Annotated in this window: 24 protein-coding genes; 21 read left to right on the forward strand and 3 right to left on the reverse strand. The window is 62.2% G+C overall.

Annotated features, from left to right (window positions below; genetic code table 11):
• Positions 1 to 11 precede the first annotated feature (11 nt).
• Positions 12 to 1,145 carry a porin gene (locus P0D96_RS03485; RefSeq protein WP_408175385.1) on the forward strand — a complete coding sequence of 378 codons (1,134 nt, stop codon included), beginning with the start codon at positions 12 to 14 and terminating at the stop codon, positions 1,143 to 1,145.
• Positions 1,146 to 1,345: 200 nt separating this feature from the next.
• Here P0D96_RS03485 and P0D96_RS03490 read toward each other — a convergent pair whose 3' ends face one another.
• The gene (locus P0D96_RS03490; RefSeq protein ID WP_408175340.1) at positions 1,346 to 1,624 is read right to left on the reverse strand and encodes a cupin domain-containing protein; all 279 of its coding nucleotides are present in this window, start codon (positions 1,622 to 1,624) and stop codon (positions 1,346 to 1,348) included.
• 83 nt (positions 1,625 to 1,707) lie between these two features.
• Positions 1,708 to 2,391 carry a FadR/GntR family transcriptional regulator gene (locus tag P0D96_RS03495; RefSeq protein ID WP_132379434.1) on the reverse strand — a complete coding sequence of 228 codons (684 nt, stop codon included), beginning with the start codon at positions 2,389 to 2,391 and terminating at the stop codon, positions 1,708 to 1,710.
• Between the two features lie 683 nt (positions 2,392 to 3,074).
• Between P0D96_RS03495 and P0D96_RS03500 the strand changes: the two genes are divergently transcribed.
• The 10 genes from P0D96_RS03500 (at position 3,075) to P0D96_RS03545 (ending at position 14,120) form a co-directional block, all read left to right on the forward strand.
• Complete coding sequence (locus P0D96_RS03500; RefSeq protein WP_408175384.1) at positions 3,075 to 3,491, forward strand: tripartite tricarboxylate transporter TctB family protein; 417 nt, start codon at positions 3,075 to 3,077, stop codon at positions 3,489 to 3,491.
• Between the two features lie 3 nt (positions 3,492 to 3,494).
• The gene (locus tag P0D96_RS03505; protein ID WP_408311736.1) at positions 3,495 to 5,054 is read left to right on the forward strand and encodes a tripartite tricarboxylate transporter permease; all 1,560 of its coding nucleotides are present in this window, start codon (positions 3,495 to 3,497) and stop codon (positions 5,052 to 5,054) included.
• Positions 5,055 to 5,213: 159 nt separating this feature from the next.
• The gene (locus tag P0D96_RS03510) at positions 5,214 to 6,101 is read left to right on the forward strand and encodes a fumarylacetoacetate hydrolase family protein (protein ID WP_408311739.1); all 888 of its coding nucleotides are present in this window, start codon (positions 5,214 to 5,216) and stop codon (positions 6,099 to 6,101) included.
• Positions 6,102 to 6,217: 116 nt separating this feature from the next.
• Entirely contained in the window at positions 6,218 to 7,219 is a 1,002-nt protein-coding gene (locus P0D96_RS03515; protein WP_408175336.1) for a tripartite tricarboxylate transporter substrate binding protein, read from the forward strand.
• A 2-nt stretch (positions 7,220 to 7,221) separates the two neighbouring features.
• Positions 7,222 to 7,692 (forward strand): (2Fe-2S)-binding protein, encoded by a 471-nt coding sequence (locus tag P0D96_RS03520; protein WP_132378404.1) that lies wholly within the window; start codon positions 7,222 to 7,224, stop codon positions 7,690 to 7,692.
• A complete protein-coding gene (locus P0D96_RS03525; protein ID WP_408311742.1) occupies positions 7,689 to 9,848 on the forward strand; it encodes a xanthine dehydrogenase family protein molybdopterin-binding subunit in 2,160 nt (719 codons plus the stop codon). The genes P0D96_RS03520 and P0D96_RS03525 overlap by 4 nt, the downstream gene beginning before the upstream one ends.
• Before the next feature lie 27 nt (positions 9,849 to 9,875).
• Entirely contained in the window at positions 9,876 to 10,571 is a 696-nt protein-coding gene (locus P0D96_RS03530) for a molybdate ABC transporter substrate-binding protein (protein ID WP_408175332.1), read from the forward strand.
• Between the two features lie 202 nt (positions 10,572 to 10,773).
• Positions 10,774 to 11,943 (forward strand): porin, encoded by a 1,170-nt coding sequence (locus P0D96_RS03535; protein ID WP_408290363.1) that lies wholly within the window; start codon positions 10,774 to 10,776, stop codon positions 11,941 to 11,943.
• 268 nt (positions 11,944 to 12,211) lie between these two features.
• A complete protein-coding gene (locus P0D96_RS03540) occupies positions 12,212 to 12,982 on the forward strand; it encodes a molybdate ABC transporter substrate-binding protein (protein ID WP_408311744.1) in 771 nt (256 codons plus the stop codon).
• 118 nt (positions 12,983 to 13,100) lie between these two features.
• Positions 13,101 to 14,120 (forward strand): alpha/beta hydrolase, encoded by a 1,020-nt coding sequence (locus P0D96_RS03545; RefSeq protein WP_408311747.1) that lies wholly within the window; start codon positions 13,101 to 13,103, stop codon positions 14,118 to 14,120.
• A 135-nt stretch (positions 14,121 to 14,255) separates the two neighbouring features.
• On the opposite strand, the gene P0D96_RS03550 is transcribed toward P0D96_RS03545, so the two are convergent.
• A complete protein-coding gene (locus tag P0D96_RS03550) occupies positions 14,256 to 15,446 on the reverse strand; it encodes a porin (protein ID WP_132378394.1) in 1,191 nt (396 codons plus the stop codon).
• A 531-nt stretch (positions 15,447 to 15,977) separates the two neighbouring features.
• Between P0D96_RS03550 and P0D96_RS03555 the strand changes: the two genes are divergently transcribed.
• Genes P0D96_RS03555 through P0D96_RS03600 form a run of 10 tightly spaced genes read left to right on the forward strand, consistent with a single transcriptional unit; the run spans position 15,978 to position 26,907 of the window.
• The gene (locus tag P0D96_RS03555) at positions 15,978 to 16,784 is read left to right on the forward strand and encodes a GntR family transcriptional regulator (protein WP_132378392.1); all 807 of its coding nucleotides are present in this window, start codon (positions 15,978 to 15,980) and stop codon (positions 16,782 to 16,784) included.
• Between the two features lie 20 nt (positions 16,785 to 16,804).
• Entirely contained in the window at positions 16,805 to 18,010 is a 1,206-nt protein-coding gene (locus P0D96_RS03560) for an ABC transporter substrate-binding protein (RefSeq protein ID WP_408311750.1), read from the forward strand.
• An 8-nt stretch (positions 18,011 to 18,018) separates the two neighbouring features.
• Positions 18,019 to 18,891: a branched-chain amino acid ABC transporter permease gene (locus P0D96_RS03565; RefSeq protein ID WP_408290371.1), complete on the forward strand. Its 873-nt coding sequence runs from the start codon at positions 18,019 to 18,021 to the stop codon at positions 18,889 to 18,891.
• A 3-nt stretch (positions 18,892 to 18,894) separates the two neighbouring features.
• Positions 18,895 to 19,893: a branched-chain amino acid ABC transporter permease gene (locus P0D96_RS03570; protein ID WP_408290373.1), complete on the forward strand. Its 999-nt coding sequence runs from the start codon at positions 18,895 to 18,897 to the stop codon at positions 19,891 to 19,893.
• The gene (locus P0D96_RS03575) at positions 19,886 to 20,641 is read left to right on the forward strand and encodes an ABC transporter ATP-binding protein (RefSeq protein ID WP_408175322.1); all 756 of its coding nucleotides are present in this window, start codon (positions 19,886 to 19,888) and stop codon (positions 20,639 to 20,641) included. The genes P0D96_RS03570 and P0D96_RS03575 overlap by 8 nt, the downstream gene beginning before the upstream one ends.
• Positions 20,638 to 21,348: an ABC transporter ATP-binding protein gene (locus P0D96_RS03580; RefSeq protein WP_408311753.1), complete on the forward strand. Its 711-nt coding sequence runs from the start codon at positions 20,638 to 20,640 to the stop codon at positions 21,346 to 21,348. The genes P0D96_RS03575 and P0D96_RS03580 overlap by 4 nt, the downstream gene beginning before the upstream one ends.
• Positions 21,349 to 21,351: 3 nt before the next feature.
• Positions 21,352 to 22,620 carry a 3-isopropylmalate dehydratase large subunit gene (locus P0D96_RS03585; protein ID WP_408311755.1) on the forward strand — a complete coding sequence of 423 codons (1,269 nt, stop codon included), beginning with the start codon at positions 21,352 to 21,354 and terminating at the stop codon, positions 22,618 to 22,620.
• Entirely contained in the window at positions 22,617 to 23,168 is a 552-nt protein-coding gene (locus tag P0D96_RS03590) for a LeuD/DmdB family oxidoreductase small subunit (protein ID WP_408311758.1), read from the forward strand. The genes P0D96_RS03585 and P0D96_RS03590 overlap by 4 nt, the downstream gene beginning before the upstream one ends.
• Positions 23,162 to 24,832 (forward strand): hydantoinase B/oxoprolinase family protein, encoded by a 1,671-nt coding sequence (locus P0D96_RS03595; RefSeq protein WP_408175317.1) that lies wholly within the window; start codon positions 23,162 to 23,164, stop codon positions 24,830 to 24,832. The genes P0D96_RS03590 and P0D96_RS03595 overlap by 7 nt, the downstream gene beginning before the upstream one ends.
• Entirely contained in the window at positions 24,829 to 26,907 is a 2,079-nt protein-coding gene (locus P0D96_RS03600; RefSeq protein WP_408311760.1) for a hydantoinase/oxoprolinase family protein, read from the forward strand. Before P0D96_RS03595 ends, P0D96_RS03600 begins: the two co-directional genes overlap by 4 nt.
• Positions 26,908 to 26,914 lie beyond the last annotated feature (7 nt).

Here is a 26,914-nt window from a genome sequence, read left to right on the forward strand (position 1 = left end):
GTGTAAGACAAGTGAAGAAGAAGATTATCGGCGCAGCAGCATTGTCCGTCTTTGCGGCGGCGGCTCATGCGCAAAGCAGCGTCACCCTTTATGGATTGATCGACACGGGTATCGTCTATACGAATAACCAGGGTGGCGGCAGCGCTTGGCAGGAACAAAGCAGCATGCTGTCGAACGAAGTATGGGGTCTGCGGGGAAGTGAAGATCTCGGTGGCGGTCTGCACGCGATCTTCCGTCTCGAGAACGGCTTTAATATACAAAACGGCAAGACCACGTACTCGGGTACGATGTTCGGCCGTCAGGCTTTCGTCGGTCTGCAAAGCGACCAATATGGAACGCTGACATTCGGCCGGCAGTACGATTCCGTAGTCGATGATCTGGGCCCCATCGCATTGGCGAACAACGGCGACGGAAACAACCTGGCCGCACATCCGTTCGACAACGACAACGTAGACGACTCGTTCTACATTAACAACTCGGTCAAGTATGCGAGCCCGACGTATCGGGGGCTGCAGGCAGAGGCGCTGTACGGCTTCAGTAATGCGGCCGGCGGCTTTTCGGACAATCGCGCCTATAGCTTCGGTGTGACGTACAACAATGGCCCGATTAATCTTGCGGCGGCTTACCTTCAGCTGAATAACGGTTCGCTTTCGGGTACCGGGGCAGTGTCGAACAACGACTTCGTCAATTTCCCCGCCGCGCGCCAGCGAGTGATGGGGGTTGGCGGCAACTACACGATCGGTCCGGCGACTATCGGCTTACTGTGGACACATACCCTGCTCGACAATACTCAGCCGGGTGCGAACTCCGTGATCGGGCAGTCGTTCGACACGCTGCATTTCGACAACTACGAAGCCAACGTGCACTATACGCTGACACCTTCGATTTCGTTCGCAGGTGCCTACACGTTTACTCAAGGCGCCTTTGCCGGAACCACCGGTTCGGCGGACCCGAAGTGGCATCAAGTCACGCTGATGGCAGACTACTCGTTCAGCAAACGCACTGACGTTTATGTCGAGGGTGTCTACCAACACGCATACGGTGCTGCTGGCTCTGCGTTCGAGGGTGCGTTTATCAATGGCCTCGCGCAGGCGTCAACAGGCAATCAGGTGGCGGCGACGGTAGGCTTGCGTACGCGCTTCTAACGGACGCAACGTCTGTTCAGCTTGGACACGCGCTGGAACGTCGGCACATCGCCCTAGGCCGGGATCGATGTGCCGACGTGTTGATTCAGCGTCAGCCAGCTTCTGCAGCGCGAAGAAATGCGCGTTGCCCTTTCTCAACAGCGTCGGGTGACCACCGCATCTCAGCCATTGCTTTGACCACGGGCAATCCGGTTCCGAAATCAGGCGGGGAACTTGCGGCCCACCAGGTAGGTTGCGCCGGTGGGACCGTATTGCTCCGAATGCTCATCGCCGGCTTCGATTTCGAAGATATCGCCGACGCGGTATTCGCGCGAAACCGTGCCACCCCACGAAATGGTCATTTCTCCGGCGGTGATCACCGCGCGCGCCCTGAACGGATGCTTGTGCGTTTCAATGAACTGGTTCGGTGCGTAGGTTTTTTCCAGCACTTCCTGGTAGCCGGTATTGGTCAAGTCAGCCTTGAAACTTTCGATATCCATGCTCTCACTTCCTTTTAAAGTCGCGCGGAACTTGAGCTCGCCGGTGGCTAGAAGCTCGCCGGATCGAGGCTGTTCAGCACGTGTCAAAAGTCGAAAAGATTGCGCCGCACGTTCACCAGGTGCGTGACCATGAAATCGCGTGCACTAGCCGCATCGCGTTCTTTGAGCGCTGCCAGCAATTGCCGGTGCTCGCGCTGATAAGCGAGTCGTCGCTCAGGCGTAAGGCTGCGCTTTTTCAACAAGCCCCATTCGCCATGTTCGCGGACTTTGAGAATCAGATTGAACACGCTGACCATGAAATTGTTGTGTGCGGCTTCCGCGATCTTGTGATGAAACTCGGCGTCCCAACGTTCAAATTCCTCGAGCGTCTTCGACTGCTCCGCGCTTACGCAACATGCTTCCATCGCTGCAAAATCGGCCGGCGTGCCATTGCGCACCACCAGGTCGATCAGGCCCGGCTCGAAAATCAGCCGCGCGTCCATCAGCTCGGCGGGACTCACTACAGCTTGGGGTTCCGCTGCCTTGGGTATTTTTTGCTCAACATCCTGGGCCACGTAAGTGCCGCTGCCCACGGTCTGGGTGATGAGGCCCATTTCTTTCATCTGCGCCAGTGCGCGTCGCACCGTCGAGCGGCCGACCGCGTAGGTCTCGCTCATCTGCCGCTCGGTGGGCAAGCGTTCGCCCGGATGCCAACGGCCATCGCGGAGGTTGGACAGCAGGGCTTCCTTGAGTGTGTAAACCGGGTCTGAAACGGGATGGTCGGGCATTGGGTAAAAAAGCTGTGACGGGTTCCACGAATCATAAGGCAATGGCCGCGAGGTTGGTACAAATTGGTTTCACTCGCGCGCGCCGTCACGTAGTCCGGTGTTCTCCGCCTCAGCAGCGCCGTTCCCAATGGAATGCAACCCAGATAGACGGAGACGTGTCAGCAAACAGCGCCAGTGTGATCATGGCAGCAGGTCATGGGCATTGCCTGGATTGACGAGAAAACAATCGATTGCTAGCATGGCTCCACTTGGGTTGATTGTAAACCAAATTGAACCAATAGGAAATCTCGTGCGCGTTGCTTCCCTGCTCATCGACCACCGTCACGTCTTTGTTTTTGTCGCCGCCCCCAGCGTCGTCGAGTTTCGCCGCCTGCTGCCTCACCTCAGGTCCCGTCATCCCTCGATGTATCCGATGTCATGCCCGACACCGGATGCCTGAGTCCCCCGTCAATACCCTCGCTTTAACCCGTTACATGGGCAAGCGGACAAACCACCTCGCGGCAACCCTAAAAAAATGAGGGTGAATCGCTACGCCGAAAAAGACAGCGTTTTATCAGTACCCACACTTCGGCAAGAACCGGCGCGAGGGCAAATTACAGGAGACAAGTCACGTGAGTACCAAGACGGCGCATGCATTCGGCTTTCTGCATCGCTATAACAAAGATCTCTATGCGGGCGCCCTGATGCTCGTTCTCGGTCTCGGCTCGATCTATGCCGGACTTGGCTATAACGTGGGCAGCCTGAGTCACATGGGCTCGGGATTCTTCCCTGTAGCAGTGGGGACCGTTCTCGTCTTGTGCGGCCTCGCGATCGCATTTTCTGCCAAAGCCCCGGACCCCCATGCCACTGCGCAACCAGCGCTTCGGCCCGAATGGCGCGCCTGGTGCTGCATCGTGATGGGCATCGCCGCCTTCGTCGTGCTGGGCCGATACGGCGGCCTGTTACCCGCCACCTTCGCGATCGTGTTCATCTCGGCACTCGGCGACCGGGACAACACCTGGGTGAGCGCGCTAATTCTCGCCGCCGCGATGTGTGCGATCTGCACCGTCGTGTTCTGGTGGGCTTTGAAACTGCAGTTTCCATTGCTGTCCTGGGGTTGAATCATGATGGGGCAATCTCTGTTGGACTTGATGCAGGGTTTCGGCGTGGCGCTTCAGCCCCACAATCTGATGTGGTCGTTCGTCGGCGTGTTGATCGGCAACCTGATCGGTGTGCTGCCGGGCATGGGCGCGTTGTCGGCCATTTCCATGTTGCTGCCGCTGACCTATACGATGCATCCGATCCCCGCAATCCTGATGCTGGCGGGCATCTTCTACGGTTCTCAATACGGCGGCGCGATCGGTGCAATCCTGCTCAATCTGCCATGTCATCCGCCGCACGCCGTGACCTGCCTGGACGGTTATCCCATGACCAGACAGAACAAAGGCGGCACGGCACTGGGCATCGCCATGCTGGCTTCGTTTTTGGCGGCGTCGTTCGGCATCGTTGTGATGGTTTTCGCCTCGCCGCTACTGGTCAGCGTGGCTTTCAAGTTCGGGCCGGCCGAACTGTTTTCGATCATGCTGCTGGGCTTGCTGGCCGGCGGCACCATGTCCCGGGGCTCGGCGCTCAAGGGAGTGGCGATGACGGCGGTGGGACTGTTGATCGGCATTGCCGGTACCGACGTGAACAGCGGCGTGATGCGCCTGACCTTCGGTCTGCCACAGCTTTCCGACAAGGTCGAGCTGGTGGCGCTGGCGCTCGGCCTGTTCGGGGTGGCGGAATTCTTGCGCAACGTCAATCGCATGGAGTCGGTGGGTAGCGGCACGAAGGTACGTTTGCGCGACATGCGACCCAGCATGGCCGAACTCAGGCAAGCGTTCTTGCCGATGGTGCGCGGCACGTTCATCGGTACGTTGTTCGGCGCGATGCCGGGCACCGGCCCTACCATCACCACGTTCCTCGCTTACGCGGCCGAGAAAAAGCTCTCCAGGTCACCTGAACGGTTCGGCCGCGGCGCTCTCGAGGGCGTCGCTGCGCCGGAGGCCGCATCGCATTCCAAGACCCAGGTGGACTTCATTCCAACCATGAGTCTGGGCATTCCGGGCGACGCCGTGATGGCGCTGATCCTCGGCGCGCTGTTGATCCAGGGTATCCAGCCAGGTCCGCAACTGATCACCGAGCACGCCGACCTGTTCTGGGGGCTCATCGCCAGCTTCTGGATCGGCAATGTCCTGCTGGTGATTCTGAACGTACCGCTGATCGGCGTCTGGGTGAAGCTGCTGCGGGTGCCTTATCGCTATCTGTATCCGTCGGCACTGTTTTTCATTGCGGTGGGCGTGTACAGCACCAACAACAGTCTGTTCGAGGTTGGCGAAGTACTGGTGTTCGGAGTAGTCGGCGCCATCTTCGCCGCGCTTGATTTTCAGGTCGCGCCGATCCTGCTCGGTTATGTGCTCGGACCTATGGTCGAAGAGTATTTCCGGCGCGCGATGCTGTTGTCGCGCGGAGACTTGGCTGTCTTCATCGACCGCCCGATCAGCGCTTTTTTTATCGCGTGCAGTGCTCTGCTCATACTGGTGCAACTGTATTTTTGGGTGCGCGGCATGAAAAAACGCGCGGCCCAACGCCGCTCATTGCACGCGACGAAACCAGCCACCGTCACCGACAGCAATCTGGTGTGAGGCTCGATATATTGGTTGCAATTGGTTCATAGAATTATTGATTTATGCCGTTTTTTTCCCTAAAAATGCAGAGTGAGTCAGCTAAACGAGGCCGGTAGCGCTTGTAACGTGGTTTCTTTTGGGATATATTAAAACCAAATGTAACCAATAGGAGATTTGATGCGCTTTGCTTCCCTGGTTATCGACCGGCGTCCCGCCCCGGTCGTCATCGCCGACGACCTGCAACGCTTCGTCGAGGTTCGTCACCTTCTGCCCGGCTTTGACGGCGACATGATCGATCTCATTGCCCAGGTTCCGCTGCCGGACCAGCAGTTCGCCGCCGCCGTGCAACGCACTGATCGCTGGCAAGCCGTCGGTACCCACGAACTGCTCGCCCCGCTCGAGGTGCGCCGTAACATCTTCTGCGTCGGCAAGAACTATCACGAACATGCAAGGGAGTTCAGCCAATCCGGGTTTGACACATCCGCCCAGCAAGGCGAGCTCGGTCCGCCCGCGCCCGTCGTGTTCACCAAGCCCGCTTCTACCGTGGTCGCGCATCGCGCCACCGTCAAAGCCTTCGAGCACCTCACGTCCCAACTCGACTACGAGGTCGAACTCGCCGTCGTCATCGGCAAGCCCGGCAGAGGCATTTCCAAGGCCGATGCCCTTCAGCACGTGTGGGGCTACACCATCGTCAACGACTTCACAGCGCGCGACCTCCAGCAAAAGCATCGTCAGTGGTTCATCGGCAAGTCATTGGACACGTTCTGTCCGATGGGCCCGTACCTGGTTTCCGCCCACGGTATCGATAGCGCCAACCTGAACGTGCGTTGCTGGATCAACGACGAACTGCGCCAGAACGCCAACACCAAAGACCTCATCTTCGATATCCCAACTATCATCGAAACCCTTTCGGCCGGCATGACTTTGCTGCCCGGCGACGTCATCGCCACCGGCACCCCCGCCGGCGTCGGCATCGGGTTCAAGCCCCCCAGGTTCCTCAAGAAGGGCGATGTCATGAAGCTCGAGATCGATCACCTCGGCTCCCTCGTCAATACCATTGGATAAATAGCACCCGGCATCTTTTTCAATGACCAAGGCGCTCGCGTGGACCACGTGGGGCGAGCGCCCCTGTACTGCGGCATGCAGTGCGGATGCGGACTATAAATACCAGGAGGCACGTAATGAACAATCGTTGGAGCACTCGCTCCTTTCGCCGGCGTATGGGCCATGCCCTGACGCTTGGCGTACTGGCGTCGACATCGATCGCGAGCTTTGCCGCCGACGACTATCCGAGCCGGCCGGTCACCATCATCGTGCCATTCGCGGCGGGCGGTTCCGCCGACGTATACGCACGCATCGTCGCGCAACAACTCAGCGCTCAATTGAAGCAGTCGTTCATCGTCGACGACCGGCCCGGCGCGGGAGCCATCATCGGCACCGAGTATGTGGCGCAGTCCAAGCCCGATGGTTATACGCTGCTGTTGATCTCCAACACGCACACCGTCAACGAAACGCTCTACACGAGGAAGCCGTTCAAGCTGATGAGCGATTTCGTGCCGGTGGCGCCGATCAATTCTTCCGACCTGGTGCTGGTGACACGGCCGGGGTTGGGGGTCAATAACGTCGCCGACCTGATCAAGCTGGCGAGGAGCGAACCAGGCAAACTGTCATATGCCTCGTCTGGTTACGGCACGCCTTATCACATGGCCGGCGAGCTGTTCAAACAAATGGCCGGCGTCTCGATCCTGCATGTGCCCTATAAGGGCAGCTCGAATGCGCGTACCGACGTAATCGGCGGCCAGGTCGACATGATGTTCGATGCCACCACCACCATGGCGGGCTTTATCAGCAGCGGCAAGGCCAAGGCGCTGGCCACCACCGGCACGGTGCGTTCGGACCTGCTGCCCAATCTGCCAACCGTCGATCAATCCGGGGTGCCGAAGTACAACGCCGTGATCTGGCTCGGCCTGATGGCGCCCAAAGGCACGCCGCCCGCAGTGGTCGACAAGCTCAACGCCACGCTGACCCGGATCGTCGCCACTCCGCAGATCAAGGCGTCGTGGCAGAAACAGGGCGCCGACACGATGTCGATGAATCCGGCCCAGTTCACGCAGTTCATGAATGACGACATAAAAAAATGGGCGCAGGTAGTCAAGGTTTCGGGTGCGAAGGTCGACCAGTGAACATGGCCACGACTACGCGCATTCCGATTACGGTCAATGGGACCGGGCACGGGTTCGAGCTGGACGGCGACACACGCCTGCTCGATGTGCTTCGCGATGAGCTGAAGCTCAAAGGCACGCGTTTCGGCTGCGGGGAAAACCAGTGTGGCGCGTGTCTTGTCCTAGTCGACGGTTTTGCTGTGGCGTCATGCGACACGCCGCTGTGGGCGCTGGCGGGCAAGCAGGTGACCACGGTCGAAGGTTTGGGCAGCCGGGCGGCACCGCATCGCTTGCAGCGGGCGTTCATCGCCGAGCAAGCCGGGCAATGCGGCTACTGCAGCTCGGGCATGCTGATCGCAGCGGCGGCCCTGCTCGAACGCTGTCCGCACCCGACCGATGCCCAGATTCGAGAGGCACTTGACCGCAATCTGTGCCGGTGCGGCAGCCACAATCGCATCGTGCGCGCAGTGCTGCGTGCCGCGTCGTCATCGTGAACCCTCTCACCGTCGTGTCCACCGAAGCGACAGGCGTACCGGTCAGCGAGCGGCCGCAGAGTCTGCGCGCCAATCCTTGCCTTGGCGCGTGGCTGCGATTCTCCAGTGAAGGATACGTCGAAGTGCTATCAGGCAAGGTCGAGATCGGCCAGGGTATCGTCACGGCGCTCGCGCAGATCGTTGCCGAAGAACTGGACGTCGGCATCGACCAGATTCGCATGCGCCCGGCCAACACAGCGGCGAGCCCTGACGAGGCTGTCACCTCCGGGAGTCTTTCGATACAACACTCCGGCACCGCGTTGCGACACGCCTGCGCGCACGCGCGCGCCGTGCTGCTCGAACGTGCTGCGCGCGTGCTGCAAGTGTCGACGGACCTGGTGCATCAATTAGCGGTGAAGCGCGGTGAAATCAAGGCGCCTCACGGCGGTCTCGCGAGTTATTGGGCCATCGCCGGCGAGGTTCAATTCGACGTTGATATCGATTGCACGATTGCCGTGAAAGCGGCCGCCGCCTATACCATCGTGGGCGCGACGGTGCCGCGCGACGATCTCGCGGATAAATTCCTGGCGGTTCCGCGCTTCATCCAGGATATCGAACTGCTGGGCATGCTGCATGGACGCATGCTGCGTCCGGGCTCGCGCGCGACGACCCTGCTCTCGCTCGACGATGGCGCAGCACGCGCGGTGTCCGGCGTGGTGCAAGTGATACGCGACGGCTCGCTGGTGGGCGTGCTGGCCACATCGCAGCGCGCCGCTGTCGAAGCCATTGACAAGCTGCGCCGGCACGCCCGCTGGCAGCGTAGCGAGCCCCTTCCGGAACAACAGAAGCTGAGCGCCTGGTTGAAGCAGCAACCAGTGGAAACCACTGTAGTGGCCGACCGCCAAAGTGCCGCCGCCGATGTGGCACGCACTTTGAAGATGAGCTGCGAAAAGCCGTTCCTGGCGCATGCTTCGATCGGCCCCTCGTGCGCATTGGCTCGATTCGACGGCGAACGCCTGGAAGTGTGGAGTCATAGTCAGGGCATCTTCAATCTGCGCGCCGACCTGGCGTTGAGCTTCGGCATGGCGGTATCGGCCGTGGTGGTGCAGCACGCGGAAGGCGCCGGCTGTTATGGGCACAACGCGGCCGACGACGTCGCATACGATGCCGCGTGGCTGGCGCGCGCCGCACGCGGCCAGCCTGTCCGAGTCCAGTGGAGCAGGGCCGACGAGCTGGCATGGGCGCCGTACGGCCCGGCCATGGTGATCGAACTCGAAGCTGATCTCGATGCGAGCGACCGCGTGGTCGGTTGGCGTCATAGCGTCTGGAGCAACGGCCATGGCACGCGGCCGGGTCGCGGCAACACCCCCGCGCTGCTGGGCGCCTGGCATCTCGAGACGCCGTTCGAAGCGCCCGCGGCAGTCAATCCCCCGCTGCACGCGGGTGGGGGTGCCGAGCGTAATGCGGTGCAGCTCTACGACTTTCCCGCGTGGAACATCGTGAATCACCGGGTGCTGAGCATGCCGCTGCGAACCTCGTCGTTGCGTTCGTTAGGGGCATTTGCCAACGTGTTCGCGCTTGAGTCGTTTGTCGACGACCTGGCCGAAGCCACCGCCAGCGAACCGCTCGAATGGCGCCTGCGGCATTTGTCCGACCCCCGCGCCCGGGCCGTGCTGCAGCGCGCGGCGCTGCGAGCCGGCTGGCACGAACGGGATAAGCAGGAAGGCATCGGCTATGGCATTGCCGTGGCACGGTACAAAAATTCCGGTGCGTACTGCGCGGTGGTGGCACGCATCGAGGCAGGCGCGCAGATCGTGGTCACCAGACTGAACATCGCCGTGGACGTGGGCACCGTCATCAACCCCGACGGCGTCGCCAACCAGATCGAGGGCGGTGCACTACAGGCTGTGAGCTGGACCTTGAAAGAAGAAGTGCGATTCGACCGGCAACGCGTCACCAGCGATAGTTGGGAAACCTATCCGATCTTGCGGTTCACGGAAGTGCCCGCTGTCGAGGTCGATATCGTGCCGTCGAACGCACCTGCTTGTGGGGCGGGCGAGGCATCGTTGGGTCCGACCGCGGCGGCCATCGGTAATGCGGTACGCGATGCCCTTGGCGTAAGAGTAACCAGCCTGCCTTTGAGCGCCGAGCGAATCATCGCGGCATTCGACCAGTAATCCAATCAGACGGGAGTCACTATCACCATGGAATTGAAAATTTTGAGCGCCGGCGCGGCCAAAGGTATTGTCCAGGCCCTGGCGGAAGAATTCCGCTCGAGCACGGGTGCCAGTCTCAACGGCACCTTCGGCGCGGTCCACGCGATCCGGGAAAAACTGGACGCCGACGAGCCTTGCGACGTCATCATCCTGACCGGGAAAATGATCGCGGACCTGGACCAGACGGGACGCGTGGAATCCGCTTCGCGCGCCGAGTTAGGACGAGTCGAAACCGGCATTGCAGTGCGCACCGGCGAACCGCTTCCGGCCATCGCCGACGGTGAGCAATTGAGCGCCAGTTTGAAATGCTCGAAAGGGGTCTACTTTCCCGACCCGCTACGTGCCACCGCCGGCATTCATTTCGTTACTGTGTTGCGGAAGATGGGTATTTACGAGAATGTCGAGCCGTTCTTCCGGTCTTTTCCGAGCGGCGCGGTGGCCATGGCGAACCTTGCGCAAAGCGGCGAACCAGGACTGATCGGCTGTACGCAGGTGACCGAGATCATGTATACCCAGGGCGTTTCGCTGGTCGGGCTGTTGCCCAAGGAATTCGAACTGTCGACGGTCTATTCGGCAGCCGTCAGCAGCAAGGCCGCGAACCCGGAATTGGCACGCGCCTTCGTCCAGTTCCTCACCGGCAGCAAGACCCGGACGCTGCGCGCATCTAGCGGATTCAATGTTTAGTTTGCTGCGCATGAGCGTTCCAGGCACCCGGTAACGACGTGCCGCTCACCATGGCGTGCCGCTTCGACTGAGATTGATTCAAGCGGCAGTCGATACCGAGGAAAAATTCAGAAAAGAACTATATGTAATTCAACATATTAATTAGTAGTGCATATGCAGTAAATAAATTGACAACCACATACCAAAGAGAATGGAGGTGATAGTGAAAAAATCACTACTAGCATTGCCGATACTGGCTGTTTGTGCGACGCACGCGAACGCGCAGAGCAGTGTCACGCTGTACGGGCTTCTTGATGAAGGCTTGATGATCAACACCAACGCCAAGAACGTAGTCAACGGAAAGAATGTCGGCGGCCGTCAGTTTCAGTTAGATTCCAACTCGGGTCTGCAAGGCAGCCGGTGGGGTTTGAAAGGTTCCGAGGATCTGGGCGGCGGGCTGAAGGCGATCTTCACGCTGGAATCCGGTATCAACGTCAGCAACGGCGCGTTTGGCCAGGGCAACACGGCTTTCGGCCGCCAGGCGTTTGTGGGCATTTCCAGCGCGAGCTACGGCACGGTCACGTTGGGCCGGCAGTACGACAGCGTCAACGATTACATCGGCAGCTATGGCTTCGCGCTCTCGTATGGCGGGTCGAGCACCGAACATCCGGGCGACATCGACAACGTCAATCACTCCTCCCGCGCGAACAACACGATCAAATACGCGAGCCCGAACTTCCGCGGCTTGCAGTTCGGCGGCACGGTCTCGTTGGGCGGCATCGCCGGTGAAATATCGCAGTCGAGCGGCTATACATTGGGTGCGAACTATAACCACGGAGGCATGGGCTTAGGCGTGGCGTACGAGTACTTCAAGAACCCGTCCGCAGCGGGCGCCATTTTGAACGGCAACGTGAACGCGACGACTTTCAACTCGTTGAATTCCGGCTATCTCGGGGCGAGACCCGCGAATTCGTTGCAGATCATCGCCGCGGCCGGCAGCTATCAAATCGGACCGGCGCTGATCGGCGCGGTGTATTCGAACACGAAATACCAGAATATCGGTGCGTTCGGCGGCGCGACGGCGACCTTCAACGACTTCGAATTGAACGCGTCCTATCGGTTCACGCCGGCGCTGCTTCTGGCGGGTGAGTACAACTACACGAAGGGCAATGCAGTGCGCGGAGACATTGGCGACCAGAAGTACAATCAGTTCTCGCTGTTGCTGGACTACCTGCTGTCTAAGCGCACGGACGTCTACATGGAAGGCACGTTCCAGACGGCAAGCGGCACGAGTTCGACGGGCACGGCGGCGGTGGCGGACATCGGCTCCCTCGGCGATTCGTCGAACAACCATCAGCTCGTCGCCCGGGTCGGGATGCGCCACAGGTTCTGACGTCGTAGCGTGGCGGCGCGCAAGCCTCGGCAGCGACACCCGTGGGGCATCGCAGGGTGTGCGTCAAAGGCGCATGGCCGCCGCGATTGTGGCGGTCATTGTCATGAGTGTCGTTGCCACACGGACGCACAGCAGAATCGGGCTCTCCGATGCCGGGGCGACTCGCCGCATAAAATTAGTTATCCCGATACACTGTGTGCGTTCGAGCGTATGCCGTTCGACAACCTGACAATGCCGTACTCAGCGATGCTCACCGGAGCACTTTCTTATGAAGACGAAAGCAGGACTTCTGCTTGCGATTGTGTTGGTCACGATGCAGTCCGCTCACGCGGCGGATCTGGTGATTTTCTCCGCGGCTGCGATGAAAGGCGCACTGGAGAACCTGCCCGAAAACTATCTGGCTGCAACAGGCGATCGCGTGCGCCTCATCTACGGCACCGCGGGACAGGTGCGTGACCGGGCAATATCGGGGCAGGCGTTCGACCTCGTCATCGTCCCACCCGAGCCTCTCGCCAAACTGACCGAGCAAGATCTTGTCAGGAAGGGTTCGCAGGTCGATGTCGCGCGCGTGCGGCTCGGAGTCGCGGTCAAAGCCGGTGCCGCGTTGCCCGCGATCAACGACGACCCGGCGTTCACGAGGGCCTTGCTCGATGCCCCTTCGATCGGCATGGCCGACCCCGCCACCGGCGCTACCTCGGGCATCTATCTGGCCCGGTTGATTGACCGCCTCGGGATTGGCGGCACAGTGGCTCCCAAGGTCAAATATTATCCGGAAGGGCAAACCGCGATGGAAGCGATGGCACGAGGCGAGGTGTCCCTCGGATTGGGCCAGACCAGCGAAATCAAGCCCGTGCATGGAGTCACCCTCGTCGGGCCGATCCCGGAAGATTTGCAACTCGTGACGACCTACGCAGCGGGCATAGGTACAAAGAGCGAGCATCCGGATGCAGCGCAAAAGCTGCTTTCCTATCTCACCGGACCGGCAGTGCAAACGTCTTTGAAGGCGAACGGATTCGACCTCGTCTCACCTACTAATTGACTCATTCCTTACCACGGCACACGCCCAAGGAGTCGAGACAAACGGGAGTGTTGCCCAGGCTCGACGGTACGAGCACAAGGACTAGTAACGTCTCAATTCTCATAATCGGGAAAAAACAATGAGCAACACGAAAGACACGCAGCAGAGGGTCCAGCGACGCCGTTTGCTGCAAGGCGCGGCGCTAACATTGATGGCCACGGCAGTGCCGCTCTCTGCTAACGCGGTGGCGCCGCGGATCATTGCCGAAGATCACTGGGCGCAGAAAGGTGCGGTGAAACTGTATCTGTATCGCAAGCGACTCGCGGACGACCGCAACGCAAGTTCCGGCCCGAAGCCTGTGTTATTCCTCGTGCACGGGTCGTCGTTTTCGGGCCGCGGGGGCTTCGATCTGCAAGTGCCGGGCACGGAGAACTACTCGTTCATGGACGAGTTTGCTCGCTACGGCTTCGACGTCTGGACCATGGACCATGAAAACTACGGCCGCTCGTCGCAGACGGATTCGAACTCCGATGTCCGCTCCGGTGTCGAGGACCTGAAAGCGGCGATGCCGGTGATCGAAAAGGTGACTGGCCAAAAGACATTCATGTTCTATGGCCAGTCGTCCGGCGCCCTCCGGCTGGGCGTCTTTGCGATGGAAGAGCCGGACCGCGTGGAGCGCATGGTCCTGGATGCAATCACCTATACGGGCGAGGGCGCGCCGGAAATCATGAGGCGGCGCGCGAACATCGCGGCACTCGAGGCCAGCAATTCCCGTCCAACCTCGCAAGCGAGCTTCGATGCCATCTTCGCCCGCGACGACCCGTCGACGGTCGATCCCAAAGTACCGAAGGCATTGGGCGACTATGAACTCAAGCTCACCAACCGGACACCGAACGGCACCTACATCGATATGGCGATTCATATGCCGATGGTCGATCCGAAACGGCTGCAGTGTCCCGTCTGCATGACGAGAGCCGAGCACGACGGCAATGCGACCGATGCGGAACTGCTCGAATTCTTTTCGCAGTTGCCGAACAAGGACAAGCAGTTCTGCGAGATCAAGGGAGTGGCTCACATCGCGGTGCTGGGCATCAATCGGCATCGTATCTGGCATGCGATGCATGCCTTCTACACGATGCCTCCGCAGCGTTCAGCCTGACGTAAACGAGAGCGTGCAAAAGTTGGGGAGGACCGCTCGACGATCTGGATGCCGCACCACTTCGTGTGCGGTACGCAGATCAGTCGGGCCACGTTCTCGTGTGCGCCGACTGTCGTCGCGGGCGGTGGCTGCCCGTCAGAACTTGTGCCGCATGCCCACACGAAGCACGACCTGATGATTGTCGCTCGATGGCGTCACGCCGTTGATCGCTGCAACCGCCGCACTTCCCGTCGAGTCCGTACCGGAAGCCTTTTGGTAGATTCCGACGAAATAGACATCCGTGCGCCTCGAAAGGAAATAGTCAGCGCCGAGTTGGGCCTGATGATAGGTCGCGCCATCCCGGCCGTTTACCGAGCTGCCCTTCGTGTAATCGTAGGCGGCACCCACGAGGAATGCAGGCGTGATCTGATATTTGAAGTTCGCTTCGACGTTGTTGAAGATCGCCGTGCCGCGATTGCCGAATGGATTCGGTCCCGAGCCGCCGCCATCGAGATTGTCGAAACGCGTATTCGAATAGGTGCCGCCGAACGTGGCCGCGCCAAACGTGTACGCACCGCCCGCCGCATAGACTTCCTGCGTGCGCGCATCGGCAAAGCCGGAGAACACGGGCGATGCAATGTTGTTCAACGTCGCGAGCGGCGCCGAGCCGGTCGTGTTCGCGAGCACGCTGGTGCCGTAGAACGAGGTGTTCGGATTGCGGATGTTCAGATAACCGACGCCAAGCCCGAGCGGCCCGTTGTAATAAGAGCCGCCGAGCGACCAGATCTGATTCTGACTGAAATTACCCGCTACGCCGCCAGGACTGTAGACGCCGCCGAACGTGAAGCCGCCGTAGTTGTTGCTCGTATATTTGATCGCGTTGTTGACCCGGTTCGAGTTGTTGATGTTATCCAGGTCGCCTGGGTGCGCGGTGTAAAAGCCGCCCCATTGATCGCCCACTTCGAACAGGCCAACGTAGTCCACCACGGAATCGTATTGACGCCCGAGCGTCACCGTCCCATAACGCGTGGCCAGTCCGACGTATAACTGACGGCCGAATTCAAGCCCGCCCTGGCCGAGTTTGCCGCTGCTCAGATCCATGCCGCCTTCAAGCAGGAAAACCGCTTTCATGCCGCCGCCCAGATCTTCGCTACCGCGCAATCCCCAGCGGCTCGCCTGAATCTCGCCGCTCACCATGCTGTACTGGCGCGCGCCGTGTGAGTTGTTATTGAAGGTCAGCCCTTCGTCGACGATCCCGTAAAGCGTAACGCTGCTCTGCGCCTGTGCGATAGCCGCGTGCGTTCCAAGCGCACCAATTACTCCCGCAATGCAAAGTGACTTTTTCATCCTGTTTCCAGACTGTATCGTTGACGTCGAGTCCCTCGGTGCGAAACCAGGGGTGGATTTCACGGTCATGATTTGCCGGCCGCGAGGCATGCTACAAAGCAGGCATCCTAAAGAAACGAAATCGAGCGCATAGCGACATGAATCCGCTTCGCTCTCTTTACACCGGCCTTCGATAGCGCCTTCGCGTCCAGATCGATTTCCGGTTGCGACGAAAATTAAGCAGCCTATTTTGTCTTGTCAATGGAACATTTGACGCGGGAAATGTCCTATTGGCGCGTAAAGCGTTGAAGCTTCTGCGAAGTTCGTCAGTTGAGTGTTTTCCCCATGGAACAAGCCACCGCACAACTTGTTCTATCGTTCATCCAGTCTCGTCCAGCAAACTGTCCGCTCTGATGGAGGGAGCGGATCATCGAGCTTGCACGTTCCTTACTGCAAGCCAGTTGCTTCCGTCGGTGTTTACGAGGTAGAACAATCTTTATTTTCCAATTTGTTCTATTGACCCGACATTACGACACTTCTAGAGTGAGCCTCATGGAAACCACCTTACCCCTGCCGAAATATCACCAGATCTACTTGGTGTTGCGCGAGCAACTCCAGGAAGGACGCTTCGACGAAGAAGGCGTGCCCGGCGAACATCTGCTCGCTGAACAGTTCGCGGTCGCGCGCATTACGATTCGCAAGGCAATGGAGATGCTGGTGGCGGACGGGCTGGTCACGCGCCGGCCGGGCGTGGGGACGTGGCCGCAGCGTATCGATACGGGGAAAAAGCAGGGCAATGCGAAAGCCGCACCGGTTTCGCGCGAGAAAGCGCACCTCACCGGCCTGCTCGAGAACATCGTGAATATGGGGTTGCGCACCACGGTCGAAGTGATAGACAGCACGGAAGTGCTCGCTTCGGACGCCATCGCGGAGGCGCTGCATCTGTCTGTCGGCGATGCCGTCTACAAGAGTATCCGGGTTCGCAGCACGTCGGCGGGACCGGTGTCGTTCATCACGACACACGTGCCCAAAGCTGTCGCCGAAATCAACCGCCGCGACCTCAAGCGCAAGCCCTTGCTGATGCTGCTGGAGGAAGCGGGCGTGCAGCTCGGCGGCGCGACGCAAACCATTTCGGCGCGCCTCGCCGACGCCGTGGTTGCGCGCCATCTCGACGTCGCGGTCGGCTCGGCGTTGCTCGCCGTGACGCGTCTCGTGCGCGACACCGACGAACGGCCGGTGCAATTGCTCCAGGGTCTGTACCGGCCCGATCGCTATCAGTATCAGTTGCAGCTCTCTCGGATTGGCGATATCGACGCCAAGGTCTGGGTCAGCGAGGAACTGTCCGCTACCTTCAACTAACGCAATCCTACGGAGATCGCATGAGTTCGCGTCGCACTTTCCTGCGTCGGTCCACCGCCGCCGCGGCACTGGTTGCAGCACCTTGGGTCGCTCGTGCCGCGAGCGCGAAGAGCATCAAGATCGGCGTGCTGCATCCCGTCACCGGAGCGTTGGCCTATTCGGGGCAGCAATGCCGGCTGGGCGCTTTGCTGGCCATCGAGGACATCAACAACGCCGGCGGCATCAAGTCGCAAGGCGGCGCGCTCATCGAGGCGGTGCTGGGCGACGCGCAATCGCGGCCCGAGGCGGGCGCCGCCGAGGTCGAGAGAATGAACGAGGCGGGCGTGACGGCGATCGTCGGCGCCTATGCATCGGCGATCTGTCTCACCACGACCCAGACGGCCGCGAAGTACGGCTTGCCGCATGTGGTCGATGTCGGCGTCGCCGATCAGATCGTCGAGCGCGGACTCACGAATACGTTTCGCTTCGGCCCCGGCTATCGGATGTGCAGCCAGCGCGCGGTCGACAACCTCAATACGTTGAATACCGACGCGGGCAAACCGGCCAGAACGGTGATGATCGTGCACGAAGAATCGCTGTTCGGCGCCGGCACGGCTGCGCTGCTCAGCAGCGAGTTGCCCAAGTACGGTTTCGAAATCAAGGAAGTCATCAAGCATCCGAATCCGACGCGCGACTTCAACAACATCGTGCTACGCATGCGCGCGGTCAATCCGGACATCGTGATTCCCGCCAACTATTACAACGAATACGCGCTGTTGCTGCGCGCGATGAAACAGCAGAACGTGCGCCCCAAAGCGATCTATTCGGTGTTGGGCGGGGCCGCATCGAGCTATAAGTTTCTGAAGGAGTTTCCGGATATCGCGGACGGCATCATCGATTGCAATCACTGGTTCAATCCGAAGGATGCGCGTGTTGCGCCGTTGCGCAAACGGGTCGAAGCGAAGGGCGCGTACTTCTCATATGAAGTGTTCATGACCTACACCGCGACGATGCTGCTCGCCGACGCACTGGAGCGCGCGAAATCCGCCGACCGCGCCGCCGTCAATGCGGCGCTTGCCTCGAGCGCTTTCAAGGATCACATGATGCCGTATGGTCCGACGCATTTCGTCAACGGTCAGAACACCGGCGCGCAACCGCTTCTCACTCAGGTAGTCGGCAACGATATCAAGGTCGTGCTGCCGCCGGCCTATCGCGAAGTGGCGCCGCAGTTTCCGCTCAAGAGCTGAGGCAGCGCATGTTCGATCCGGTGATTCTCTTCTCCGCACTGCTTAACGGACTGACAACGGGTGCGGTCTATGCGCTCATCGCGCTCGGTCTCACACTGATTTACGGCGTGCTGCACATCATCAACTTCGCGCACGGCGCGGCGTTGATGGTCGCGCTGTATGCGGTCTATCTGCTGAAGGAACGGCTCGGCATCGATCCGTATCTGGCGCTGCCGGTGGTGACACTCGGCATGTTCGCGTTCGGCTACGCACTGCAGCGCTGCGTGATCAATCGCGCGAGTCACGGCAAGGACGAAAACATTCTGCTGGTCACGCTCGGTCTGTCGATCGTGTTGGAGAATCTGGCGCTCGTGTGGTTCCACTCCGATACGCGCAACATCGAGACGTCCTATACGCTCGCAACGGTCGCTATCGGTCCCGCAATGATCGCGTTGCCAAAGGTCATCGGTTTTTTCGGCGCGCTGGTGGTGGCGGCCGCGCTCTTTCTCGTGATCCGCATGACCGATCTGGGCCGCGCGATTCGCGCCGTGTCGCGCGAGAAGCATGGTGCGAAGCTGATGGGTATCGACGTCGACAAGGTTTATGCGCTGTCGTTCGGTATCGGCATGGCATGTGTCGGCGCGGCGGCCTGTTTTCTGTTGCCAAGCTATTACGTCAATCCGCAGGTCGGCGGCGGCTTCGTGCTGGTCGCGTTCACGATCGTCGTGCTGGGCGGGATGGGCAGCTTCGCGGGCGCATTGATCGGCGGTCTGCTCATCGGCGTGGTCGAGTCGCTTGGCGGCCTGTGGTTCGGTGATTCGCTGGGTCAGATGGGCATCTTCGCGATTTTCATTGTCGTGCTGCTGATGCGTCCGCAAGGGCTGTTCGGAGTGAGGACCTAAGTGATGCGCGACGTTCGTTCGATCCTTGTTTTCGGTGTCCTGGTGGCCGGGCTTGCGAGCTTGCTGCAGTCGGGCGTGTGGCTCACCTTCCTGATGATGTCGCTGTACGCCGTGTTGCTGGCGCAATCATGGAACATCCTCGGCGGCTACGGCGGTCAATTGTCATTCGGACATGCGTTGTTCTTCGGCGTCGGCGCATACACGCAGGCGATCGCGCAATTGAGTTGGGGCTGGAATCCGTGGCTCGCGTTGCCGCTCGCCATCGCCTTCGGCGTGATCGCCGGGCTGGTGGTCGGCGCGCTCGCGTTTCGCGGCGGCCTCAAGGGTTCGTACTTCGCGCTCGTGACGCTGGCCTTCGCCGAGGTCGCGCGCATTGTCGCGGTGTCGGTGCCGTTCACGGGCGGCGGCGTCGGACTGATGGTGCCGCTGCATGCGAGCGCCGCGAACCTGCAGTTCGGCACGCGGCGCGGCTATGTGTTCCTGCTGCTGGCATTCGTCATGATGGCGCTGGCCGTCACCGCATGGTTGCGGCATTCGCGCTTCGGCGCCTATCTGCAGGCGGTGCGCGACAACGAGAGCGCCGCGCGGGCAATCGGGGTCAATCCCGTGCGCGTGAAGCTGGGCGCCATTGCGCTGTCCGCGGCATTCATGAGCGCAGCGGGCGTGTGCTACGTGCAGATGTTCCAGTATATCGACGCCGATATCGCGTTCGGCCCGGCGAGATCGATCGAAGCGCTGGTCGGCGTGATCGTCGGCGGCGTGGGCACATTGTGGGGACCGGTGCTCGGCGCGGCGCTGCTCTATGTGTTGGGCGAGTTGACCCGCAACCTGTTCGGCGAGTTGCCCGGCATCAGCATGGTGATCTATGGCGTGGTGCTGGTCGTGATCGTGATGTTCCTCCCGCGCGGAATCACGGGCGCGGGCGCGTCGGTGCGGCGCATGACCGGCCTGCCCGCGACGTCGAAGCGCAGCGGCAAGCGCAAGGAGGAAGCCCATGTCTGAAGCGCTGTTACAAGCCCGTGGTCTGTCGATCACGTTTGGCGGTCTGAAGGCCGTGCAGGACGTCAGCCTCGATGTCCTGCCGAATACGCTCACGGCGCTCGTCGGACCGAACGGCGCGGGCAAGACCACGCTGTTCGCGTTGCTGTCGGGCTTTCTGCGACCCGGCGCGGGCCGCGTGCAGTACCTGGGCCGCGACATTACCGGCATGGCACCGCACGAGTCCGCGCGGCTCGGTTTGACGCGCACGTTCCAGATCGTGCAGCCGTTCGGCGCGCAGACGGTCCGCGAGAATATCGCGGTCGGCGCGCATCTGCATCTGCCTGGGCGGCGCGAGGCCCTGGCGGCGGCAGAGGAAGTCGCCGCGCGCGTGAACCTGCACGACCGGCTCGACCAGCCCGCGGCGGACCTGACCGTCGGTGGCCGCAAGCGCCTCGAACTGGCGCGTGCGCTCGCCACCAAACCGCGTTTGCTGTTGCTGGACGAAGTGCTCGCGGGCCTGAATCCAAGCGAAATCGACGAAATGATTCCGGTGATTCGCGGTCTCGTCGATAGCGGCGTGACGGTGCTGATGATCGAACACGTCATGCGCGCCGTCATGAGCCTTGCCGAACATGTGTGGGTGCTCGCGCAAGGCCGCCTGATCGCTGGAGGCACGCCGCGCGAGGTGACATCCGATAGCGCCGTGATCGAGGCGTATCTCGGTCACGGCACAGCCGAACGGCTGGCGCGCGAAGGAGGGCATTCATGAGCGCATTGCTCGAAGTGGATGGGCTTCATACTGGATACGGCCGAACCGAAGTGTTGCGCGGCATCGATCTTCGTGTCGGCGAAGGCGAGATCGTCGTGCTGCTCGGCAGCAATGGCGTCGGCAAGACGACGCTGAACAATACGGTGTGCGGAATCAATGCCGTCTGGCAAGGCGCCGTGCGCTTCGACGGGCACGAGCTGACGGGACGGCACTATCGCGCCGTCGTGAAAGCCGGCCTGATTCAGGTGCCCGAAGGCCGGCGGATTTTCCCGAATCTGAGCGTGCGCGAAAACCTGGAGCTTGGCGCGTTTTTACGCGGCAAGCTGAATCGCGCCCGCAACCTCGCGCGCATGCTGGAGACCTTTCCGCGTCTCGGCGAACGCATCGATCAGCCGGCGGGCACGATGTCGGGCGGCGAGCAGCAGATGCTGGCGATCGGGCGCGGCCTGATGGCCGAGCCGCGCCTGCTGATTCTGGACGAACCGTCGCTCGGTCTGTCGCCGTTGATGGTCGAAGAGATGTTTGCGCTGATCGCGCGCTTGCAGGGCGAAGGGCTCGCGATCCTGCTGGTCGAGCAGAACGTCGTGCAGTCGCTCGAAACCGGGCAGCGCGGGTATGTGCTGGAGAACGGGCTCGTCCGTTACTCGGGCACGTGTGCGGAATTGATGGCCAGCGACGAGTTGCGTCGCGCGTATCTGGGGATGTAGTCAATGCCAGTAGCACAAACGCTTGCACAAAAACTGATTGCGGCGGCCTGCGGGCGGCCGGAAGTGGAAGTCGGGGAAATCGTCACCTGCAACGTGGATCTCGCCATGTTTCATGATTCGAGCGGTCCGCGGCGCCTGAAGCCTATGCTCGAACAACTCGGCGCGTCGTTGTGGGACAAGTCGAAGGTCGTGCTCGTGATCGACCACTATGTACCCGAGACCGACGACGAATCGCGCCGCATCGTGCACATTGCGCGCGACTGGGCGGTGGCGCAGCAGTTGCCGAACGTCTACGACGGTGTCGGCATCTGCCACGTCGTCTTGCCGGAACGCGGCCATCTGCGGCCGGGCATGTTCTGCGTCGGCGGCGACTCGCATTCGCCGACGGGCGGCGCATTCGGCGCGTACATGTTCGGCATCGGCAGCACCGAGATGCTCGGCGTCGCGGTGTCGGGGCAAATCTGGGTCAAGGTGCCGCGCACGTTGCGGATGAACTGGCGGCAGCGCCTCGCGCAGGGCGTCACGGCGAAAGACATGATGCTGCATATGATCGGCCGCTTCGGCATGAATGGCGGCCGCTACCAGGCCGTCGAATTTTGCGGCGAGGCCGTGACGGCGCTGTCGATGCAGGAGCGCATGACATTGTCGAACATGAGCGCGGAACTCGGTGCGCAAGTCGGCTTGATCGCGCCGGATTCGGTGACGGCCGACTATTTGCGCGCTGCCGGCGTGCAGGACGACATCGAGCTCTGCCGCTGGCAAGGCGATCCGCAAGCGGAGGCCGAGACGCACGATTTCGACGCCGCACGGCTCGCGCCTCAGGTGGCCGCACCGCACAGCCCGGCGAATACGCGTGACGTTGGCGCATACGGCGATGTGGCCGTCGACGTCGCCTATATCGGCGCTTGCACGGGCGCGAAGCTGGAGGACTTGCGGGCGGCGGCGAGCGTGCTGCGCGGTCATCGCATCGCGAGCGGCGTGCAACTCGTCGTCGCTCCCGCAAGCGTGCGCGATCGGGAGCAGGCCGCGCGCGAAGGCGTGGTGGCCGTGCTGGAACAGGCGGGCGCCCAACTGCTGGCGACCACGTGCGGCGCGTGCGCCGGTTACGGCGGCTCGATCCCCGAAAACAGCACGGTGATTTCGAGTACCGCGCGCAACTTCAAGGGACGCATGGGCGCGGCGTCGGCACGGGTTTATCTGGGCTCGCCTTATACCGTCGCGGCGTCTGCGTTGCGCGGGCGCATTACCGATCCGCGCGAGGTGCTGGCATGAGCGAACGTCCGACCAACCCGCCGCAAGCCGTGCATGGAGGGACGTCCGCTGCGCATCGCGTCTGGCGCGTCGGCGCGGATATCGATACCGATGCGCTCGCGCCCGGCGCGTACATGAAATTCGGCATTGACGAAATCGCGCGACACTGTCTGGAGATTGCGCGCCCCGACTTCGCGGCGGGCGTGCAGCCGGGCGACGTGCTCGTGGCCGGGCCGAACTTCGGCATCGGCTCGTCGCGGGAACAGGCGGCGGCCGCGCTGGTGCGCCTCGGCGTGCGGGCCGTGATCGCGCCGGCATTCAACGGCCTCTATTTCCGCAACGCGTTCAACGTCGGCCTGTTGCTGCTCACATGTGCTGACGCCGGATCCATCGACGAAGGCGAGCACATCGCGATCGACCCGCGCGCGGGCCGCATCCGCCGCGCCGATGGCGTCGAACTGACGTGCGAGCCGGTGCCCGCGTTTCTGCTCGACATGGTGGAGGCGGGCGGTCTGCTCAACCTGCTCAAGCAGCGTTACCCCACATCCAACGGAGTCACCTCATGCTAGATCCCGTCACGCTGGCGGTCCTCAAAGGGCGGCTGGAACAGATCGCCGACGAAATGGACGCGACGCTCTACCGCAGCGCGTTCAATCCGATCATCGCGGAAGCGCACGACGCCTGTCACGGCATCTACGACGCGCTGTCGGGCGCGACGCTGGTGCAGGGCAAGTCCGGCCTGCCCGTGTTCGTCGGCGCGATGGCGTTCGCGGTGCGGGCGGCGATCCGCGTCGCGGGCGAGCGCGGCGGCATGGTCGATGGCGACGTCTGGCTGTTCAACGACCCGTATGAAGGCGGCACGCACGCCAACGACTTCAAGCTCGTGCGGCCCGTGTTTCGCGACGGCAAGCTGTTTTGCTTCCTGGCGTCGGCCGCGCACTGGCACGATGTCGGCGGCGCGGTGCCCGGCAATTACAATCCCGCCGCCACCGAATGCTGGCAGGAAGCCGTGCAGATTCCGCCCGTGCGTATCGTGCGGCGCGGCGAACTCGATGCCGACGTGCTCGCCATCCTGCAGGCCAACACGCGCCTGCCCGATAGTCTGTGGGGCGACCTCAACGGCCAGCTCGCGGCGCTCGAACTGGGCGCGCGTCGCCTGGGCAGCTTGCTCGACGACTACAGCGACGCTACCGTGCTCGAAGCGCTCGCACTGCTGCGCGAGCGTGCCGTCAAGCTGATGCGCTCGCACGTGGCGGCGCTGCCGGACGGCGACTACGCGTTCGACGACATGCTCGACAACGACGGCGTACGCGACGAGCCGCTGAAGATCGCGTTGCGCATGCGCGTGGCGGGCGACACGTTGACGCTCGACTTCACCGGCACGTCGCCTGCCTGCGCCGGGCCGGTGAACATTTCGCGCGCCACGGCGATTGCCGCGTGCTATGTCGCGCTCAAGCATCTCTTTCCCGACGTGCCCGCCAATGCCGGCGTACTGGACGCCGTGTCGTTCGTGCTGCCGGACGGACTGCTGATCTCGGCGGATCGGCCGCGCCCCGTCGGCGGCTACACCGAAACGATCCTGCGCATGATCGACGTGATCTTCTGCGCGATGGCGCAGGCCGCGCCGGAACTGGCGATGGCCCAGGCGTACGGCACCATCAACGCGCTGTCGATCGCCGGGCATCGCAGCGAGGGCGCGCGCAAGGGCCAGCGGTGGGTGATGTTCAGTTTCTTCGGCGGCGGGCATGGCGGCCATTCGCAAGGTGACGGTCTGAGTCACGGCAATGCGCCGATCTCGACGGCGACCATTCCGCCGCTCGAGATTCTCGAAGCCGCGTATCCGGTGCGTTTCACGCAGTGGGCGTTGCGTCCTGACTCGGGCGGCGACGGCACCTATCGCGGCGGTCTCGGCGCGATCTATGAAATCGAACTGCTCGAACATGAGGCCGAAGCATTCATTTTCGGCGAACGCGGACGCTCGGCTCCGCAAGGTATCGCGGGCGGCGAGGCGTCCGTGCCCAACGTGTTCCGCTATCAGCAGGACGGTGCATGGCACACGCCGCCGATGGCGTCGAAGATGCTCGGCATTCGCCTGAAGCGCGGCGAACGGGTGCGGCTCGAAACGCCAGGCGGCGGCGGTTACGGCGCGCCGTCCGGGCGTGACGATGCCGCCCGCAAGCGCGATTCGGCAATGGGTTATGTGACGAAAGCTCGGAAGGAGCAACAGGTATGAAGGCGGCTGCACACGGTTCAATCGTCGTCGGTGTCGACGTGGGGGGCACGTTTACCGATCTGTTCGTGCTCGACGAAAAAGCGGGCACGGCGCGCGTCGTCAAGGTGCCGTCCACGCGGGGCGAGGAAGCGCGCGGCTTCATGAACGGCATCGAACGCATCGGTGCGCCCGGCGACGACGCAGGCGAGCGCGGCGCCGGCGCGATCGCGACGATCGTGCACGGCACCACGGTCGGCACGAACGCCTTGCTCGAACGCAAGGTGGCGCGCACGGGCATCATTACGACGGCAGGCTTTCGCGACGTGCTCGAAATGCGCCGCCGCGACCGACCGCGCACCTGGGGCTTGCGCGGCAGCTTCGAGCCTGTGGTGCCGCGCGATCTTCGCCTCGAAGTGAACGAACGCGTGCTGGCCGACGGCACCTTGCACACGCCGGTGGATCTCGCGCAGGTGCGGGCGGCGGCGCGCGATCTGCTCGAACGCGGCTGCGAAGCGGTGTGCGTCTTCTTCATCAATGCCTATGCGAATCCGCTCAACGAAGCGCAAGCCGTCGAGGCGGTGCGCGCGATCTGGCCGAACGCGAACGTGACGGCGGCAACCGAGGTGCTGCCCGAAATCCGCGAATTCGAACGATGCTCGACAGCCACGTTGAACGCCGCGTTGCAGCCGGTGGTGGGCGGCTATCTGACGCGCCTCGAAGGCGATCTGAAGGCGCATGGTTTTCGCGGCGAACTGCTGGTCGTGCAGAGCAACGGCGGCATCATGTCGCGCCAGACCGCGTGCGACGTGCCGGTACGCACGGCGCTGTCGGGTCCGGCTGCGGGTGTGATCGCGTGCGCCGCAATCGGGCGTGCGGCGGGCTATCCGAACCTCGTGACGGGCGACATGGGCGGCACGTCGTTCGATGTGTCGCTGGTGGCGAACGGCGAAGCATCGTTGTCCGCGCAGACGTCGATCGACTTCGGCATGGTGGTGCGCGCACCGATGATCCAGATCGAGACGATCGGCGCGGGCGGCGGCTCGATCGCGTCGGTCGATGCGGGCGGCCTGCTGCAGGTCGGTCCCGAATCGGCGGGTAGCGTGCCGGGGCCGGCGTGCTACGGACGCGGCAATCTGCGCCCAACGGTGACCGATGCCAACGTGCTGCTCGGACGCATCGCGGCGGATCGTCCTTTGGGCGGCGGCCTGCTGGCACAGATGGACGTCGGCAAGGCGCACGAGGCGATCAGCGAGCACGTCGGCGCGCCGCTCGGGCTGAATGCCCACGCGGCGGCCGAGGCGATCCTGACGGTCGCCAATGCGAAGATGGCGGGCGCGATCCGGCTGGTGTCGATCGAGCGTGGCCACGATCCACGCGAGTTCGCGTACATGCCGTTCGGCGGCGGTGGCGCGTTGCATGTGTGCGCGATGATGCGCGAAGTCGGCACCACGACGGGCATCGTGCCGCGCTTCCCCGGCGTGACGTCGGCCATCGGCTGCGTGATCGCCGACATGCGGCACGACGCGGTGCAGACGCTCAATCGCGCGCTCGCCGATCTCGATGTCGAAGACTTGCGCGCGCGCGTCGCCGGCATGGCCGACGCGTGCCAGGCGCGGCTCGACTCCGCCGGTGTCGCGTTCGAAGCGGTGCGCGAAAGCATCGAACTCGACATGCTCTACGTCGGGCAAAGCCATACGGTGCGTGTGGAAGTGCCGCGCGATGCGCTGGAACGCGCCGACATCGGCGCGGCTTTCGAAGCGGCCTATCGCGCGGCCTATGGGCGCGCGCTGGGCGGCATCGCGGTGCGCATCCTGAACCTGCGTTATGCGCGTATCGGTGTGCGGCCCAAGTTCGATCTGGCGGTGCTCGCGCCGAAAGCCACGGCGATGCCGCCATCGCTTGGTACGCAAGCCGTTTTCCACGCCGGGAAATGGTGGGACGCAACGCGCTTTGCACGCCTCGATCTGCCGGTGGATGCAACGGTCGACGGTCCCGCGATTCTCGAGCAGGGGGATACGACGATCTGGCTCGAACCCGGATTCAGCGGGCGCGTCGATGCGCTCGGCAATCTGTTGATCACACGCAAGCCGGACTAAGGAGCCG

It is taken from the genome of Paraburkholderia sp. RL17-347-BIC-D, assembly GCF_046027915.1.
GTDB lineage: Bacteria > Pseudomonadota > Gammaproteobacteria > Burkholderiales > Burkholderiaceae > Paraburkholderia.